This is a genomic window from Pseudomonas sp. R2-37-08W (assembly GCF_003851705.1).
GTDB lineage: Bacteria > Pseudomonadota > Gammaproteobacteria > Pseudomonadales > Pseudomonadaceae > Aquipseudomonas.
The window spans coordinates 200,605-217,829 of the sequence record NZ_CP027728.1 but is presented as its reverse complement, the minus strand read 5'-3'; the positions used below and the strand labels follow the sequence as shown (position 1 = coordinate 217,829).

General features: G+C 59.2%; 7 protein-coding genes. All 7 read right to left on the bottom strand.

Translation table 11 applies throughout. The features are described 5' to 3' along the window. Positions 1–226: 226 nt before the first annotated feature. The 7 genes from C4J93_RS00850 to pgaB all read right to left on the bottom strand — a co-directional run bounded on the left by C4J93_RS00850 (position 227) and on the right by pgaB (position 17,213). Entirely contained in the window at positions 227–838 is a 612-nt protein-coding gene (locus tag C4J93_RS00850) for a hypothetical protein (RefSeq protein WP_124428339.1), read from the bottom strand. A gap of 739 nt (positions 839–1,577) precedes the next feature. Next, complete coding sequence (locus C4J93_RS00845) at positions 1,578–2,060, bottom strand: SMI1/KNR4 family protein (RefSeq protein ID WP_124418985.1); 483 nt, start codon at positions 2,058–2,060, stop codon at positions 1,578–1,580. 1 nt (position 2,061) lies between these two features. After that, positions 2,062–11,097: a filamentous hemagglutinin N-terminal domain-containing protein gene (locus C4J93_RS00840; RefSeq protein WP_124428338.1), complete on the bottom strand. Its 9,036-nt coding sequence runs from the start codon at positions 11,095–11,097 to the stop codon at positions 2,062–2,064. Between the two features lie 31 nt (positions 11,098–11,128). Then, positions 11,129–12,850, bottom strand: a complete 1,722-nt coding sequence (locus tag C4J93_RS00835; protein WP_124428337.1) for a ShlB/FhaC/HecB family hemolysin secretion/activation protein — start codon at positions 12,848–12,850, stop codon at positions 11,129–11,131. A 537-nt stretch (positions 12,851–13,387) separates the two neighbouring features. Further along, a complete protein-coding gene (gene pgaD / locus C4J93_RS00830; RefSeq protein ID WP_124360714.1) occupies positions 13,388–13,870 on the bottom strand; it encodes a poly-beta-1,6-N-acetyl-D-glucosamine biosynthesis protein PgaD in 483 nt (160 codons plus the stop codon). Between the two features lie 2 nt (positions 13,871–13,872). Then, positions 13,873–15,213, bottom strand: a complete 1,341-nt coding sequence (gene pgaC, locus C4J93_RS00825) for a poly-beta-1,6-N-acetyl-D-glucosamine synthase (protein ID WP_124428336.1) — start codon at positions 15,211–15,213, stop codon at positions 13,873–13,875. A gap of 2 nt (positions 15,214–15,215) precedes the next feature. Continuing rightward, positions 15,216–17,213 carry a poly-beta-1,6-N-acetyl-D-glucosamine N-deacetylase PgaB gene (gene pgaB / locus C4J93_RS00820; protein WP_124428335.1) on the bottom strand — a complete coding sequence of 666 codons (1,998 nt, stop codon included), beginning with the start codon at positions 17,211–17,213 and terminating at the stop codon, positions 15,216–15,218. Positions 17,214–17,225: the final 12 nt, after the last annotated feature.

The following is a 17,225-nucleotide window of genomic DNA, read 5'->3' as shown; positions in this document are numbered from 1 at the left end:
TGTAATGTACCATTTGCATTACGGGATTTCTCAGGGGCCGACCCCTATTCCCCGCTGCGGAATGGTTGTGATTTGTTGGATGTAATTGGAAGGAAATTTAATTCGCAGAATTCATAATAAAAAGTGGGCGGTTTTCAACCGCCCTACTTGAGAACACTTAAAATCAATAAAATAGGTAAGCTTTTAAAGAGCGCACATATAAAATTAACAACCTAGACATCTTCAATCAAATTGTGCCGCCTAAAATCTCTAGAAAATCATCATCTAAATCGTCCAAACCAACTTCAGAATTAATTACAACCAACTGTTCTGTCGTTACTGTCAGCGACTCGAGGACTTTCTCAATAATATTAATATCAATTATTTTTTCATAACAGTTTTCAGCAAACTCTTTATAGGCAAGAGCACCTTCTTGCAAGAAACCCAGAAGAGGAAACCGCTTCAATTTATCCGGTGATGCCTGCCATGAGCCTTGATTAGCCTCCCGCCAGAAAAAGAAACTTGCATTATTGTTGGAAAATGCAGGTTCATCTTTAAAAGCTCGAAATTTTTCGGGCACGTTATCCAAATGCTCTTGCGGATTCGACAATAAATTTTCATCTAGAACCTTACCTACAACTCCTTCGCAAGTAAAGTGTATAAAGTACCCGGCCCCCTCGCCGTTCTTCATGGATGCCATCATCTCTTCACCCTTCCCATCCCAATTACAATTGAATGAAAAGTACCTGTACTCCCATTGCGGCATAATTACCGCGTCTAGTAATGCCAGCCCTTGAGCAGTTTTTCTGACCTTTTCGATCGAAGGCAGGTCGCTTATATTTTTAATTAAATTACTCATCTAATTCAGCTCCGCTCTGGGCAGATTTATTTAACTCAGGCCATTTAAATAAAGCTGCCCCCTGCCCCTCTATTTTTTTCTATCCCACTTTAATCGCTGGATATTCGCCTAGGAAGAAACCAATAAGCAGCAGCCCAAGTAGAGCTCCCGCCTAACAAAAAACTCAAAGATACGGGAAACATATTTCTCATTACATGATAATTTTCAACTTTACTTATGAAGAAAAAAACCACAACAAACATCCACACAGAAGAAACAACTGCGCCGACAATTGAAATCATTAAGTATACTTTAACCCTGCCCACAGGCCTAACAAAAACCAATATTAGAGCAAAGACTAATGCAGGAAGAAAAAAAATCAATTGAACCATTAAGGGGATTGTAATAAATAGCGAAAAAATTTCACTTCCTCTTACCTCCCCGATTAATGATGAGTTCTTGAACACTGTTATCAATATCGAGTTCAACATTAATGGTACGGCGGCTAACCCCGAAAAAAAGGGACACAACATGAATGCGATAAAAACTCTTATTCTGGGATATGAATTAGATATCATAGTGCGCATCTTTGACTATAATCATAGCTACATTCTACGCATTTCATTCAAATGAATGATTTGGCGCTTTCCATCGACTATACAAATAAATCTAACGTAGCTATCCCCGTTTCGCCTTTCAGAAGTAAGGCCCCGTCTCGCTGCTAACAACGCGGCCTGCTCCACTCGACTAACACCTTTAATTATTCAGCTAGCCGTTCAAATAACTTTCCTAGAAACTCTGAGAAAGAGGGCGCAACGAATGACAATTCGAGGTCACTGCCGGGTGTGGATTCATGATGCCACATCACCACGCTTGGATCATCGGTCAAGCGATTCTCTCGGTAATCAAAACAGAGCGCGTCACCATTCCCCAGCGCCGAAAAAATAATTAACCCTTGAACGAATTCCTCCGGAGGATACTGATACTTAATCTCCATCGTCTCGAATGATCCCTCGATCTCGCCGAAAGGCAAGAACATACCGGTACCGCTCGTAACATCCTCTCCAAGAAGACGATTATAAAATTTAAAAACAGGCTTATTTAAGATAAACGCGCCATTAAACCCCACGCAAATTTCTTTATATAGGGCAGGAAGAGCTATGCCGGCCAGTCTTTCAAATGCCTCTATTTTAACGGGGCTACCTGGCCCATAATACGAATCAAAACTTATGCCTGCGATCATTTTATTTACCCTTACTCATCGATTCCCACCCGACGTGACGCGCGCCATTATGGAACACTTCGGGAACCAGCTGCATCCTACCGGTATCCTGATGGTGATGCCAAGTATACCCTGGGATCTTATCCTGGCCGCTGCGAATTGCTTTAAGCTGTACGTCCGTAAACGCAGAACTCGGAAAAGCGCCGCTCTCTATCTGTGTCCGCAAATCGCGGGTCGCCATCCTTAACTGCCCATCGTAACTGGCCGCTCTAAATTCACTTATGTTTATATGCGTGTCAAATTTTGTAACGTCATCAAATATAGGGAATCCTTTATTATCAAAGACCACACGAGCAGTGTTACCGTCTGGCAGCAAAATATCTTTATGCATTCCAGCCAGCTTTACATTAGGCATCCCTGCGGGCGGAACAGTCGTAGATAATACATTGTCGACCCCGTACTTATCGCTCAATTCAGCCCGTATATTCCTTGAGTCATAAGGAATATCTCCAACATTACCGTGAATCGAACAGCTTCCTGCATTACAGGTATAGCAAGGTCCAATGTTATGTACCCACGTGCTTAGCTTGCCAACATAGAAAGTATGCCCAATGTCCACCGTCAGGTTGTACGTTTTCCCCTGCGACTGCAGCAGCTTTACTGATACTACGGAGATCGAAGCCTCTTGCGTCGCCCCATCCCCCAACGACTGCAGTTGATCACCCGGCTTGAGCTCTATAAGTGGTACAAAGCCTTTGCGCGCCGGCACGTAGAACGGATGACCCGGCGTCACTTGCAGAGTCTCAGTGATACCTTCACCGGCACTGCCGTTCTTCACAAGCGTCAACTGGTAGATCGGCTGATCCGTGCGAATGTGGGTTGCCGAGACCTTCGAGGCGAACGGTTCACCTCCTTCTTCAGGTTTGGTCCAGACGACGTCGCCCACCCTGAGGGCGTCAATGGCTCGTTCACCATCAGGGGTGGCGACCATAGTCCCGGCAGCAAAACAGCATGGGCTATAGCCTGCTAACTTGGCCTGTGCTTGGTTGGCAAACTGTTCAGTCCCCTTACCCGCCGCTGCATCCAAGCCTTTACCGGCTGCTGACTCAATGGCCTTTCCAGAAACATTCTCCGCAGCCTTCCCAGCGATAGCCTCCGTTCCTTTAACCGCCAATGTGTCCCGCGCCGCCAACTCTTTGATTGCGCTTAACAGTGCTCCCTTGCCTACGCCACCTACAGGCATAAGCTCAGCAAGCAGTTTGAGATCTATATCTGAATTAATGCCACCGCCCACCAAAACGCGTAGCCGGTCTATTTGCTCTGCTTGGGAGGCAGTATCAGAACTGAGCGCGGCGATTTCAGGAAGTTTCCTGATAGCCGTACGCTCTCCGTATTGCTCGGCCCACGCATCCGGCACAACACCCACACCACCGGGTTCGTTGTTGTAGGTTGTGTTGCTCGAGGGATTGAACAGCAGCGAATCCTTGTACTGCTTATCTGTAGACTTGAACGCGACGACCTGATCCCCGTTCGCAACAATGGGGCTGCCATCACCCCAGGTCAGTAGGACTTTCTCGTTTTGCAGCTTAGTGATAACTCCCCGCGCAACAGCCAGGTCGTCTCCTAGTGCTTGCCCTTCAGGATTTGTAGGACCGTAACCGGCCAGAATCCCTTGAAGCTCATTGTTGGTTTTCTGATCGACCTCACCTCCGGCAACAAACGTTAAGAGGGCATCCCACTCAAAGCCAGATCGGCTTTGACCTTTAGTGGCATCTAAACTCTTGGCCTCTTGGGCCAATCGTTTCTCTTCTTGAGCGTGCAACTTGCGGTTGTATGATTGTGCATTTCCGGCAATTTCCGAGCCCATTGCAACATCGCCGTCAACGCTTGCGGCAGCGAGCAATCCCACCAGCTTGGATGCTGCATTGACCAGTCGATCATGCTCTGCTGGATCACTACTACTGAGTAGAGGTGACTTATCCAACGTCACAATAAGGGCTTCATTAGCACCCGCAGCAATCGCTCCCGTCTTGAAGTCGCCACCCATGGCTTCCGAAAGCAACCCGCCTACAACGGCGTGCAATGCCGTTTTGCTTAGACCGCTGTCTTGAAGTTTGTAGGTATTGCCAAAATCACCAACGCCTGTGAAGGCGGTCGCCTGCATCACATCAAAAAGACTGCCCTTCATGGCGTCTTTGAAGCTCCCTTGTCCAAGGGCTTCAGAAAGCGTCCCGCGCACTGCACCACCAGCTAATTGGATCGTTCCAAAACGGCCAATTGCTGCCGGGTCGTTCCAATGGGGCACGACGCTTGGGCCGCTTACTTTATTAGTTACGGGGTCGCTCTGTGCGCCGAACCAATTGCCACTCGCGTAATTCACAAAACCTGCAGAAGCACCCGCGATCAGCGATTGTTTCAGGCTGTCGCTGCTGAACGTTTCCTTGAATGCTGCCCCCAGGTTGCCTTTATTGTTTATGGTGCTAACAACGCCGGTGCTAGCAAGCGAAGTCAACGACGCCGTCGCGATAACGTTGCCCAACCCAGCCGCAGTTCCTGCAACTGCAGCGGTGGTCGACGTCGCAGCAGTAGCGGCTGTCGCAGCCGCCATGGTCGAGCCCGCGCCGACTGCGCTCCCTGCAGAGGCAGCAAGTGCACTGGCGGCGCCCGCCGTCAACACGGTGACAACGATAATGATTGCCAGCATTGCGCCTTGGCCGAGGCTGGAATGGCTGTACTTAAAGGAGTCGTGCAGTTCCTTCACATGCCGCCAATCCACATCCCCGCGCCTCTCGGCTTCTTTCAACCAAGCCAACTGTGGGTCTGCTTTGACCATCACATCAATCGTTTGGCTAACCGTGTTCTGATCAATCTGTTTAATGTCGATCTTCAGCCCGTTGACCGCCTTGATCGCCAACTCACCCTGTGCCTTCAACTCACTTTGGCGCAGCGTCTCGTCGGTATTCCCCTTGCCCTTGGCGCTGGTCCACGCCAGGTCACTCTTGCTCTTCTCGTGGCTCTCCTGGTGCAGGTCCTTGACCGCCTCGAAGGTCACCGCGCCGCCACTGGTGATCGCTAGGTCCTTACCACTATCGAGCTTGGCCCGCTGATACAGCTGATCACCGCCGCTGACCAGCGACAGATCACCACCAGTCTTGATTTCAGTCCCCACATTCGTGACGTGGGTCACCTCATCTCGCTTGGTCTTCTTAGCGCCCCAGCCACCCTTCTCCTTCATGTCATACAGGCTGTAGGTGCTGTTCTGCGCCGCCAACAAACTCAACTTATCCCCGCTATACAGATAAGCCTCATTCCCCGCGCTGATCCTGCTCGCCACGATCGTGGTATCACGCCCAGCCTGGCTGACAAAATCCCCACCCGCCGTCAGTACGCTGGCCACTTGGGTGGTCTGGTCGTCCGAGGTCTTGATGCGTTTTTTGCCGTGTTTTTCCTTGCCTTCGACGTTGTGCATGTCGCTGACGGAGGCGACGTTGAGGTCGCGGCCGGCGGCGATGGTAAGGTCTTTGCCGGCGGTGGCGGTGCTGCCGATGATGTTGACGTCTTGCCCGGCTTGCATATTGATGCTGCCGCCCGCCGTGACGCTGGCGGCGAGGTTTTTGACGTCGGTGGTGATGCTGGATTTGTGCCCGCCGTCGCTGAACTCGTGTTTCACGCGGGTATCGCTGGCGGCGATGAGGTTGAGGTCGCGGCCGGCGGTGAGGTTGGCGTCGTTGCCGGCGGTGAGGGCGCCGCGGTTGGTGAGGTCGCGGCCGGCGTCGATGGCGAGGTTTTCGCGGGCGACGATGGTGCCGGCGCTGGTGTCGGTGAGGGTGCGCATGCCGGCGCCGTCACGTACCTGGATGGCGGTGTTGTCGTTGGTGACATCGCCCTTGAGCGCGGTGAGGCTGACTTGCTTGCCGCGGATTTCGCCGGCCATGGCGTTGCGGATGCTGTCCTGGGCCAGCAGGTTGAGGTTGTTGCCGGCTTCGACCAGGCCGCCGGTGTAGATACTGCCGCTGCTGACGGCGGAGAGGTTGTTGCTGGCGCGCAGGGTGCCGACGTTGATCAGGTCGCCGCCGGTGACCAGGTTGAGGTCGCGGCCCTGGATCAGGCTGTTGCCGCGCACGTTGCGCGAGTCGGCCTGGGCCAGGTAGAGCACGGGCACGAGCACGGTCTGGCCATCGATGACGCGGTTTTCCATCCACACGATATCGTGGGTCAGGGCGCCGACTTGCTGGCCGGTGAGGGACACGCCGAGGCTCAGGCGCAGGGCGTCTTTGCTGGCCAGTGCGTTGTCCATCAGGTAACGGAACTGGTCGGCGTCGCTGTACAGGCCGCCGGCGAGGAAGCGTTGGCCGGTTTGCGCGAGCACGGCGTCGCGGATCAGGCGGGTTTCGTACTGGCCGTCACCGAGGCGGCGCCAGGCGTTGTCGGAATTGAAACCGAGTTTGCCGAGCATGTAGTCGGAGCTGAAGAAGCCCGACACCGAGGTGAACTCGGGGTTGGTCTCGATCAGATAATGGCTGGTAGGGTCGGCGTTCTTGACGAACAGGCCGTACTCGCCCTTGGGCAGTTGGAAGGTGGGCGAGGTGGTGGGGTCGACCGGGGCGAAGGCGGTGCCGGTGTAGTCCACGGGCACGAAGCCGCCGCCGGGGGCCACGCTCACTACAGGCAATACGCTGCCGGGCGCCTGGGCGCTCGGGTCGTTGGCGTGTTTGCTCAGGTTGATGTTGATACCGCCGACGGGGATGCCGGTCTGGTCGTCGCCGAGGGTGCCGGTCAACTGGGCCAGGGTGTTGTTGTGCAGCGTGCCGTTTTGCAGGGTGCGAGCAACGTTGAGGTTGACCGTGCCGCCGGCTTGTAGCGTCGCCGCGTAGCCAGGGCCGCCGTTGTCGGTCCAGGTAGTGACGTTACTGACCTCGGCAAAACGGGCATCGGAAGACCGCGTCTTAAGTGCTTCAAACCGTGCCAGATCGAAGTTGCCGGCTGCGACGGCGGCATTGAACGCTGGGACGTCGTGAAACTCCATCTGGTCCCAATAATCGGTGTCGATCTTTTTGGGTGTACCCACGACGATGCTGTTTTGGCCGGTGCGGGTGCCCGCGCCCTGATTGAGCAGGTCGTTGGCGCTGATGCTCAGGTTGCCATTGGCGGCCAGCAGGCTGTAGCGGTTCTGAACGTTGTCGCCCTGGATGACCACGTCTTTGCCAGCGACCAGGCGAGCAGGTGCCGAGTCCTTGATCGCCGACTCGAGGTAGGTCTGGTAAATGTTGATCTGCCCGCGCTTGAACCAGTCGTGGCCGGCGCAATGCTGGCCACAAATCCACTCTATACGGCCACTGGTCAGAGTTTGGCCCAGTTCGAACTCTGCTTTGGCGTTTTCTACGAACGCGGCATTGATGCCGATATTGCCTTCGCTTTCCACAGTGCCGGAAAGGTTGCTGAAACCTGCCGCACGCCCGCCATCTACCGCCGCAAAGCTCAGATTGCCCTTGCTGTAGACGTCACCGTAAAGGTTGCTGAAGCCATTGGCGCGCAACGTCATGTCGCCGCCGCTGAACAACAGCGAATCGGCCGCATTGGTGATGCCGTTGACGGCGGTCAGGTTCACCGCGCCCTGGGCACCGAGGGTGCCACGGTTGTCGATTTGCGCAGCGGCGATATCCAGTTGCTGGCGGGCGGTGAGGAAACCGAGGTTGTCCAGGGTGCCGCTCAGGTTGAGCTGAGTGCGTACGCCAGCCAGGCGGCCGCCGTTCTGGCTGAGGTTGTTGGCCTTGACGGTGAGGGTTTGCAGGGCCGAGACGCGGCCGCTGTTGCTCATATCGCCGGTGGTGATGCTCAGGTCGCCATCGCTGAGCAGTTCGCCGCCGTTGTCCAGGCTGGCCACATTGAGGACCAAACCCTTGGCGCTGGCCATACGGTCACCGGCCTTGAGGGCCAGCGCTTGGTCGCTCTTGTAGGTGAGCACGTCGTTGAGTTGCACGCGACCCAGGCCGTCGACTTTGCCGAACGCCCAGTCGGCGCTGCCCATGCCCTGGATATTGCCCTGGCTGCCGGAGAGGCTGGCGGTGTTGAGGTGGAACAGGCCGGTGCCGGCGTGTTGCAGCATGCCGTTCTGGTTGTTGAGGCTGGCCGCGTCGAGGTTGAAGGCCTGACTGCCGAATTCCAGGGTGCCATTCTGGTTGTTTACCGCCCCACTGAGGTTGAGGCTGCTGCTGGCGCCGCCCAGGCCACGCAGTTGGCCGTTGGCGCTGTTATCCAGGTTGCCACCGGTGAGGGTCAGGCCCTGGTTGGCTTCGATCAGGCCGCCCTGGTTGGTGAGGGTGTCGCGAGAGATCAGGTTGAGCTGGTTGCCGCTGATCTGGCCGCCTGCGCTGTTGTCGAGGGTGGCGCCGCTGACGGTCACCTGCTCTTTGCCGAACAGCTTGCCGCCACGGTTGGCCAGGGCTTCAACGGTCAGTTGCAGGTTGCCGACCAGGCTTGCCATCAGGCCGCCGCTGCCGTTATCGACGCTGTCGGCGGTGACGCTCAAGCTATCGCCTTGCACGGTGCCGCCCTGGTTATCCAGGCTGGCGGTGGTCAATTCGGTGAGGGCGCCGCCGCTGAGGATCAGGCCCTTGCGGTTGCTCAGGTCGTGGCCGCTGTAGCTCAAGCCTCCGGCGCCGGCCAGCAGTTGGCCGTTGTCGTTCTTCAGGTGCTGGGCGGCGATGTCCAGGCGCTTGCCGCGCAGGGTGCCGCCGTCGTTGTTGAGGGTGGTGAGCTGCTTGACCAATACGCTGCGCTCGCCCGCATCGATCTGGCCGCCGACGTTGGTGAGCAGGTCGCTGACCTTGAGCACCACGTCGCCGCCATCGCTGACCAGCGCGCCTTTGTTGCTGTTGTTGAAGGTTTGCGCGGTCACGTCGACGGTCTGGCCCAGCAGGATGCCGGCGCTGTTGTCGAAACGCTCGCCCTGCAATTGCAGCAGGCCTTCGCTCTGGATGCGGCCCTGGGCGTTAAGCAACTGGCCCGGGCCTTTGAGCAGCAGGCTGACGCCCTGGGCACCACCGGCGAGCAGGCCGGCGCTGCGGTTGTCGAGGCCGGAAGCGCGCACGTCGAGTTGGTCACCCAATACGCGCCCGGCACGGTTGTCGATGTCACCGCCGGCAACGTCGAGCAGCAGCCGCTTGCCGACGATCACGCCGTTCTGGTTATCCAGGTTCGCGGCGTGCAGTGCGATATCGCCCTGCCCGGCCTGCAGGCGGCCCTGGGCGTTGTTGAGCTGTTGCGCGGCGGTGAGCGTCAGCTTGCCGGTGTCGGCGCTCAGCACGCCGTTGGCATTACTACTGAGGTTGCCGGCAGTGACGTTGAGGTCAGCGCTGGCCTGGGCGAAACCCTGGTTGTTGTTGAAGGTGTTGGCAACGGTGAGGTTGAGCGCGCCGCCGTCGGCCTGGATCAGGCCCTTGAGGCTGTTGTCGAGGTTACTGGCATTGACGGTGGCAGTTTTGCCCACCAGCACGCCGTTCTGGTTGTTCAGGTTGCCGGCGTTGACGGTAAGGTCGTTGGCGATGATTTGCCCGCCGCTGTTGTTCAGGTCGGCGCTGGTCAGCGCGAGGCTGCCACCGGACATTTCGATACGGCCCTGGCGGTTGTCCAGGGACGCGCTGTTGAGCGTGGCGGCCTGGCCTTCGCCGAAGCGGATCAGCCCGCCGAGGTTGACGATGGCCGGCGAGTTGATCGCCAGGCTCTGCTCGCCGAACAGGCGTGCGCTGGCACCCTGGTTGGTCAGCTTGGCGCTGCTGAGGTCGACGGTTTTAGCCTGGATGATTGCACCCTGATTGGTCAGCGCCTGCGCGGCGGTGATCGCCAGGGCGCGGCTGGCCAGCAGGTTGCCGGAGGTGGTGACGGTTTGCGCGTTGACCACCAGATCGCCGGTGGTGTTGCGGGTGTTATCGGCGGCGACGCCGGCTTCGATGATGCCGGGGTTGTTCACGTTGGCCGCGTTGAGTTCGATGCGCTGGCCGGCGGCGATGCTTTTCTGGTTGACCAGGTTCTGAGCGCTGGTGACCTGCACGTTGCCGTTGGCGTAGACCTTATCGGTCAGATCGACATTCTGCGCCGTGACCTTGATGTTCCCGGTGGCCGCCGCCTGCGCCATGCTCAACCGCCCATTGGCATCGAGCTGAATATCCCCACCACTGGCCGCCAACGTACCGTCGAGCTTCACGCCCACGCCAGCCTCGGTGCCCACCAGTTTGATCGCACCGGCATACATGCCGCCCAGGGCCGACGAGTCAATCGCCAGTTCCGGCTTGGCACTGCCGTCGTCAGCGCGTGGCGTGGCGTTCAGGCTTTGCGCATCGACGTCGTTGCGCCCGGCGATCACGTTGAGTTCGCGGGCGTTGATCTGTGCGTTGATCTTGGCCGAGCGGGTGATGATGTCGAAGCGGTCGACGTTGCTGGCGTTCAGGCCTTCGCCGTCGATGGTCACGGCGCCGCCGTCGACCTGGTAGCTTTTCAGCTGGCCGGTCGGGTCGATAATGGGTTTGCCGGTGGTGAGGGTGACGTTGGGCGTGTTGATAAAGCCGCAGCCGCTGCAGGTAATCCCGTAGGGGTTGGCGACGATGACCTTGGCCGACTGCCCCGCCACTTCGGTATAACCGCGCAACTGGCTGGCGCTGCCGCCGTTGACTTCGTTGAGGATGACGCTGGCCGCGCCGCCCTTGAGGTTGGGGTTGCCGACGATGTAGCCGCCCAGCTGAGTATTCACCACGGTGCCGGTGGCGTTGTTGAGGATCACGCCGTTGGGGCCGACGTTGTACTGCTGGAACTGGTTATGGGACAAGCCTGCGCCGTTGGGCGTGGCGATGTTCACCACCGGCACGCCATTGCCCGCCGCACCCACCGTGGTACCCGGCGCGCTGACCACGATGCCCTCGGCCTGGGCCAGCAGCGGCTGCCAGAACAGCGCGTTGGCGAGGATCAACGCCAGCCCGCGCTTGGGCAGGCCGAAGAACGCGTTGCGCGGCTTCAGGGCGGCAGAAGGTTGGCGGGCCAGGAAGGCGAATTGGCGAACGTCCATTGTCAGGTTCTCATTGCAGCGGGGCGTTGAATTACAGGAAGAAATCCATGCGGAAGTAGATCGGCGCTTCGCGCTCGGTGATCACGCCAGGTCTTTCTAACGAGTGGGCAAAGGTCACGCTGGTGCTGACGTTTTTGCCGCGGGCGAACAGTTCCAGGGAGTTGCTGGAGACCCGCCCATGCAGGTTGTCGTTGTAGCGGTCGTTGCTGATCACGCCCTGGTCGTAGCCGACGCTGGCGCCGTATTCGAAGAAGGCCGGGCGCATCCAGTCGAGGGTCACCGGGCGCGCCCAGCGCACTTCGTTGCGCCAGTAGCCGCCGCTGTCGCCGGTCAGCAACTGGTCCTTGAAGCCACGCACCGAGGCCGAGCCACCGAGGCTCATGCGTTGCGGGCTGAACAGGATGTCTTCACTGCGTTGGCCGGTGGCCAAACTGCTGAAGCTGAACGACTCGCCCCACAGGCTGAACGGTTGCAGGTAGCTGACGGTGGCGGTGTATTTGCGGTAGCGCGAATTCGGCTGGCGCCGGCCGAATTCATCGCGCTCTTCCTGCGACTGGGCGTCGAGCAGGCCGATGCCGTTTTGCATGCCCAAGTCGAGGTTGACGAAGGCACTGCCGATACGGCGGCCGTGGTTGATGCCCAGTTGCAGTTCGCTGAGGCGGTTGCTGCTGGGCGCGGTGCGCACGTCGAGGAGGTAGTTGTTGGTGCGCAGGTGCGCCAGGCCGACGTTGACCGAGGTCTTGCTCACGTCATCGCGATGGATCACCCGCTCGGCGCGCAGCTGGTGGTTCTGGTTGTCGCCGTCCTGCTTGTACTTGGCGTTATCGACGAACAGGTAGGTGCGGTAGTCGCTCTCGTTGTAGCTGTAGCTGAAGTTCCACCAGCCCCATGGCACGTTGTAGTAGAGCAGGGTGTTTTTCGAGGTTTTCTGATGGTCGCTGATGGCGTCGTGGCCGCCGCGCAGCATCAACTGGTCGCCCAGGCCCAGCGGGCTATCCCACTCAAGGCCGGCGCCCCATTGCTGTTCGCCGGTGCTTTTCTGGCCGTCGTTATTGCGTGACAGACTGGCGCGCCAGGGCTTTTGCGCGGTGTTCTTGACCACCACGTCGCTGCCGCCGACCTGGCTGCCGGGGGTCAGCTCCATCTGCGCCTGTTTGGACGGCAGGCGGTTGAGCTGGTCCACCAGTTGCTCTATTTCGCGCAGGTTCAGCGCCTCGCCGACCTTGCCGGGAAAGGCCATGGCCAATTCGCGCTCGGTCACCGTGCTGCCCTCGGCGCTTTTCAGGGCTTCGAGCTTGCCTTCCACCACCAACACTTGCAGGTGACCGCTGGAAAGGTCCTGCTGTGGCAGGTAGGCACGGCTGGTGACGCGGCCTTTGCCGAGGTAGTAGTCGGTGATGGCCTTGAGCAGTTCGTTGAGCTGGGACACGCCCAGGCACTGGCCGATATACGGCTTGAGCAGGCGCTCGCGGTCGGCGGCCGGCAGGCTGTCGGCGCCTTTGAGTTCGATGTCGTTTATCGGGAAGCAGCGCGTGTCGGCGGGGGTGGCCGGGGCTTCGGGCTTGGCTGCTTTGCCGGGCAGGTCCTGGAGTTCCTGCAGCCGCCGCTGCTGCTCTTCGAGCAGGCGGTTTTGACGGTCGCGGATCAGGTCCTGGTCGCCGGGGGTGGGGGCGGCGAATGCAGTGTTCAGGCCCAGGCAAGTGAGCAACACAGTGCAAAGAAGAAACCGAGTCCGTGGCATTAACAGAGGCATGTTCGATCCGTCGAAAATCAAGGGCCGGCAAACTAACATCGAACTTCCAGCAGTCCAAGAAGCTGGGCTGTTGGGTGTTTGAGTGCGCCTGGCCGTTAATGTATTGATTAGTAACAAAATTTAATCATCTAGCAGCTTTCAGGCTGATCGCGGAAACGTTTAATCCGACCGGCGGCAGCTATTTCGATGAGGATTCGACTGAGCAGCCATTGATCGCCATTATTTAGCCATCAGGTGTCGTCGCTAGGTTAGTACCGGGGATTGGAGGAAAGTTCGCGGGGGTTTTGTGAATTGGATCCCACTTATCGGAATTTCGAGAACAGGGATTGAACCGCTGCGCCTAGGGGATCGTTCCCATGCTCCGCGTGGGAATGCAGCCCGTGACGCTCCGCGTCACCTGTGTGAGCGGTTGGCGGGACGCGGAGCGTCCGAGGAGGCATTCCCACGCGGGAGCGTGGGAATGATCTTTATTTGGCTGATAGACCGCTATCGGGGGCAAGCCCCCTCCCACATTGGGTATTCACAGCATTGAAGAGCCTAGCCAATGCCCTTGTCTTTTTCCGAGCCGGGCACCAGGGCCAGGCCGGGGCGTTCGACGTCGCGGGACACGTGGGACTTCACTTCTCCCACGCCACCCTCTTCATCGTTGTGGATCACCAGCACGCCAGGCCGGCGCAGTTGTTCCAGGTCGCCCGCGCCGAGGTTGAAACTTTCACTCAAGTGCTGATCGCTGAGCGCATTCGCCTCGGCGCGACGCTGGGCGAATTTGCGCCCTTTGCGCTGCTGGTAGCGCGCCCAGGCGATCAGGATCACGGCGTTGAACAGGGCGATCCACAGATAGATCTGCAAGGTATTGAGCGCGGCAAAAATCGGTGCTTCCAGGCGCGGGCCGCCGTGGGTTTCGAGCATGGCGCTCATGCCCCGGGCCAGCAGCCAGACCAGGCCGCCCCAGGCCAGCAGGGTGAGCAATACATCGATGATCCACATCACCAGGTGCTGGCGGGTTCTGACCAGTTTCATCGTCACGCCTCCTCTTGGGCAGGTTTGATACCACGGTCCGGGCTGACCCAGCGGGCGCGTTTCTGGTGCTGGTTGAACAACACCTTGGGAAAGCTGACCAGCGTGGTGAACAGGCTCACCAGCCAGAACACCATCGGGTACCACACGGTCCAGAACAGGGTTTTCCACAGGTCTTTTTCGTAGCGCCGGTCGATCAGGATGCTCACCGCGAACTGCAGCAGGCATACCATCGCCAGCACCAGCCCGGTAAACGCCGGGGGCACCAGGGAGACGACGGTAATCGCCTGCGGCAACACCATGAATTTACCCAGCCCCCAGAAAAACACCGAGAGCAGGAAGGTGAACGCCCAGCCGGTGGACAGGCAATACTCGAACAGCAGCGGCCACAGGTAGCGATGGCGCCATTGCCAGATGCCACGGATATTTTTGAACAGCACTTCAGCGCCGCCCTGGGCCCAGCGCAGGCGCTGTTTCCACAGGCCGCCGACGGTTTCGGGCATGAGGATCCAGCACAGCGCGCGCGGCTCGTAGAAGATCGCCCAGTGATCGAGCTGCAGCTTCCAACTCACGTCGATGTCCTCGGTGATCATGTCGGTGCTCCAGTAATCGATGCGGTTCAGCGCCTTCTTACGGAACGCCACCACCACCCCCGACACGGTGAAGATCCGCCCGAACACGCGCTGGGTACGCTTGATCAGGCCGATGATCGAGGAGAACTCGCCCACCTGTACCCGGCCGATCAGGGTTGAGCGTGTGCGTACACGCGGGTTGCCGGTCACGGCGCCCAGGCGCGGGTTGTCGAGCATCGGCGCAACCATGTAGGCCGCCGCGTTTTTGTCGAGCAACGCATCGCCATCGATGCACACCAGGTATTCACTGCGCGCGGCCACCGCCCCCATGCGCAGGGCCACGGCCTTGCCCTGGTTCTGCGCCAGGTGCAGCACGCGCAGGCGTGGGTGTTGCAGCGCCAGCGCGTCGAGTACGGCGGCGGTGTTGTCGCTGGAACCGTCGTTGACCGCGATCACTTCGATGTTCGGATACACCTGGGCCAATGCGGCGGCCATGGTGTCGGCGACGTTATCGCCTTCGTTGTAGCAGGGGATGATGATCGAGATCAGCGGGTTGCCGGCCAGGATCGGCGCCGGGGTGTCTTCCTTCCACGGCCAGTGGCGCTCCCAGTGCAGCCAGAAGTACAGGCCGCCGGCGATCCACAGCGCAGACATGAACAACGGGTAGAAAAACACGAAGTCCATCAGGAACTGCCCGGTGACCAGGAAGATCAGGCCCAGGGGCACGCCCAGTACCAACGCCAACACGAATAAAGCCAGGATTCTGTCGAACATGATCAAGGGTTCCACTGGTTGGAAAGGGCCGGGCGTACGGTCTTCAGGTCCGGCGAGTTTTCCAGGAAGTTGTCCGGGTAGTAGCCAAAGCTCTTGACCCCCTGGCGTTTGAGCACACCCATCCATTCGGCCATTTGCACAGCGTTGATATCGGGGGCCTGCTGGGTACGCCAGTCCTTGGCTTGCAGTTCGAATACGGTGCGCTCCAGCGCACCGGGGCGGGCCTTGACGGTGGCGACCAGTTTTTCCAGCCAGGCGTTGGAGTTTTCCAGCGACTGGCCTTCCATCAGCGGCATGGCCATCGGCGCGGTCCAGTCATAGGCCTGCAGGAAGTCATCGAGGTTCTGCGCGAACCAGGCTTCGCTGGCCGGGTTGAGCATCGGCTCGGCAAAAATGTTGCGAGCGGTCAGCACCTGCGGCCCGGCGATGGCGCGCACCTTGGTGGTCAGCTCCTGGGTGAAATCGATCAGGTAGCGGCTTTTGAAGCGGGTCCAGCGTTGCAGCGTTGCCGGGTCTGCGCGCAAGGCCGCGATGCTGCCCGGCAAGCCATTGGCCGTATAGGCCTTGAGCGCTGCGGGGCTGGCGTCTTCGAAGTCCGAGAGCACGGCGTCGTCGTGGTACAGCACACCGTCGATGGCGCTGTTGCGGGCGAGGTCTTCGTAGATCTCGCCGATGATTTTGCGCACCTGCGGGTCGAACGGCGACAGGCGTTTGTACTGATCAGGATCGGCGCCCAGCTTGCCGCTTTGCGGGTCCCAGCGGGTCACGCGGGGCAGCTTGGGGTCGAGGGCGAAACTGAGCACCGGCATCCACGCATACACCGCAGCATGGGCGCGGGTGTGCAGTTGCCAGGCGACGCGGTTGAACAAGTCGGCGCGCACCGGCAGATGACGGTTGGGGAAATACAGCGAATGCACCAGGCCGTCACCCTTGGGGTCGGCGAAGGCCTGCAGGAATACCGTGCCGACGCCCATATCCACTACCCGCTGGACCAGTACGTCGAGATTGCGCGCCTGTTGGGCCGGGTCGGGGTCGTAGACGTTGTCCAGGTCCACATGCAATACGCGCAGCGGCGCCGGGGTCTGCGCCGCGACGATGCTGTTGGCGAAGTGCTCGCCGTCCGGGTCGGAGGCCACCAGGAAGCGTGGGCTGTTCATCAGGTTGCCGGGGCTGTCGAGGCCGTCTTCCAGGGTCAGAGCCATCTGGTAGCCCTGCTCGCTGACCACCGCCAGGGACGTGCCCTTGGCCGCGCCGTACGGCCATACCCAAACCCGTGGCGCCTTGCCGGTCACGCTGCGGATTTTCTGCGTGATGGCCGCCACATCGGCCCGCATCCGCGCCTGGAACTGCGCTTGGGTTTCATAGCGCTGGGTCGCCGGGTCGTAGCGCAGCGAGGTCGCCGCCGGCTCCAGGTTACCCTGGGGGTTGGCCAGAATCCCGGTGTGGCTGGCGTCGGTGTGCGCGGCGATTTCCACCAGGCCCGACTGGGACACTTCACGAATCTGCTGCCAGGTGAGGAATTCGCCACGCGGTCGCGGTGAGCCGGCGAAGTCCACCGGCTTGTTCAGTGGCGTATCGATCCAGTAGCCCACCGGCGCCAGCACGGCCGGCCAGTGGTAGGCGCGCAGAATCGGCATCACGCGGGTGTAGAAGCTCGTATAACCGTCGTCGAAGCTGAGCATCACGGCCTTGGGCGGCAGTTCAGGGCCGCCGTTGCGCGCCGCCAGGATCTGGTCGACGCTGACCGCCTGGTAGCCGTTCTCCCGCAGCCACGACAGTTGCTCGATCAAGCGTTCGGTGCGTACCGCCACCACCGTCTGGTCGGGGTCGCGATCATTGACGTCGTGATAGGCAATGCCCAGGAAATGGTTTTTCGGCCAAGGCGCTTCGTTCGGCGCTGTTGGCCGCTGCGCGGGTGGGGTGTAGGGCGCGGGTTGCTGGGCGCAGGCGGCGGCCAGCATTACACCCAGGACCAACAAGCAACGGCTGAGGACGGTCATGGTCAGGCTCTT

Excerpts from the sequence above, each read along its gene's own strand:
- C4J93_RS00850 (WP_124428339.1), bottom strand. The coding sequence starts at position 838 with ATGAGTAATTTAATTAAAAATATAAGCGACCTGCCTTCGATCGAAAAG.
- C4J93_RS00845 (WP_124418985.1), bottom strand. The coding sequence starts at position 2,060 with ATGATCGCAGGCATAAGTTTTGATTCGTATTATGGGCCAGGTAGCCCC.
- C4J93_RS00840 (WP_124428338.1), bottom strand. The coding sequence starts at position 11,097 with ATGGACGTTCGCCAATTCGCCTTCCTGGCCCGCCAACCTTCTGCCGCC.
- C4J93_RS00835 (WP_124428337.1), bottom strand. The coding sequence starts at position 12,850 with ATGCCTCTGTTAATGCCACGGACTCGGTTTCTTCTTTGCACTGTGTTG.
- pgaD (WP_124360714.1), bottom strand. The coding sequence starts at position 13,870 with ATGAAACTGGTCAGAACCCGCCAGCACCTGGTGATGTGGATCATCGAT.
- pgaC (WP_124428336.1), bottom strand. The coding sequence starts at position 15,213 with ATGTTCGACAGAATCCTGGCTTTATTCGTGTTGGCGTTGGTACTGGGC.
- pgaB (WP_124428335.1), bottom strand. The coding sequence starts at position 17,213 with ATGACCGTCCTCAGCCGTTGCTTGTTGGTCCTGGGTGTAATGCTGGCC.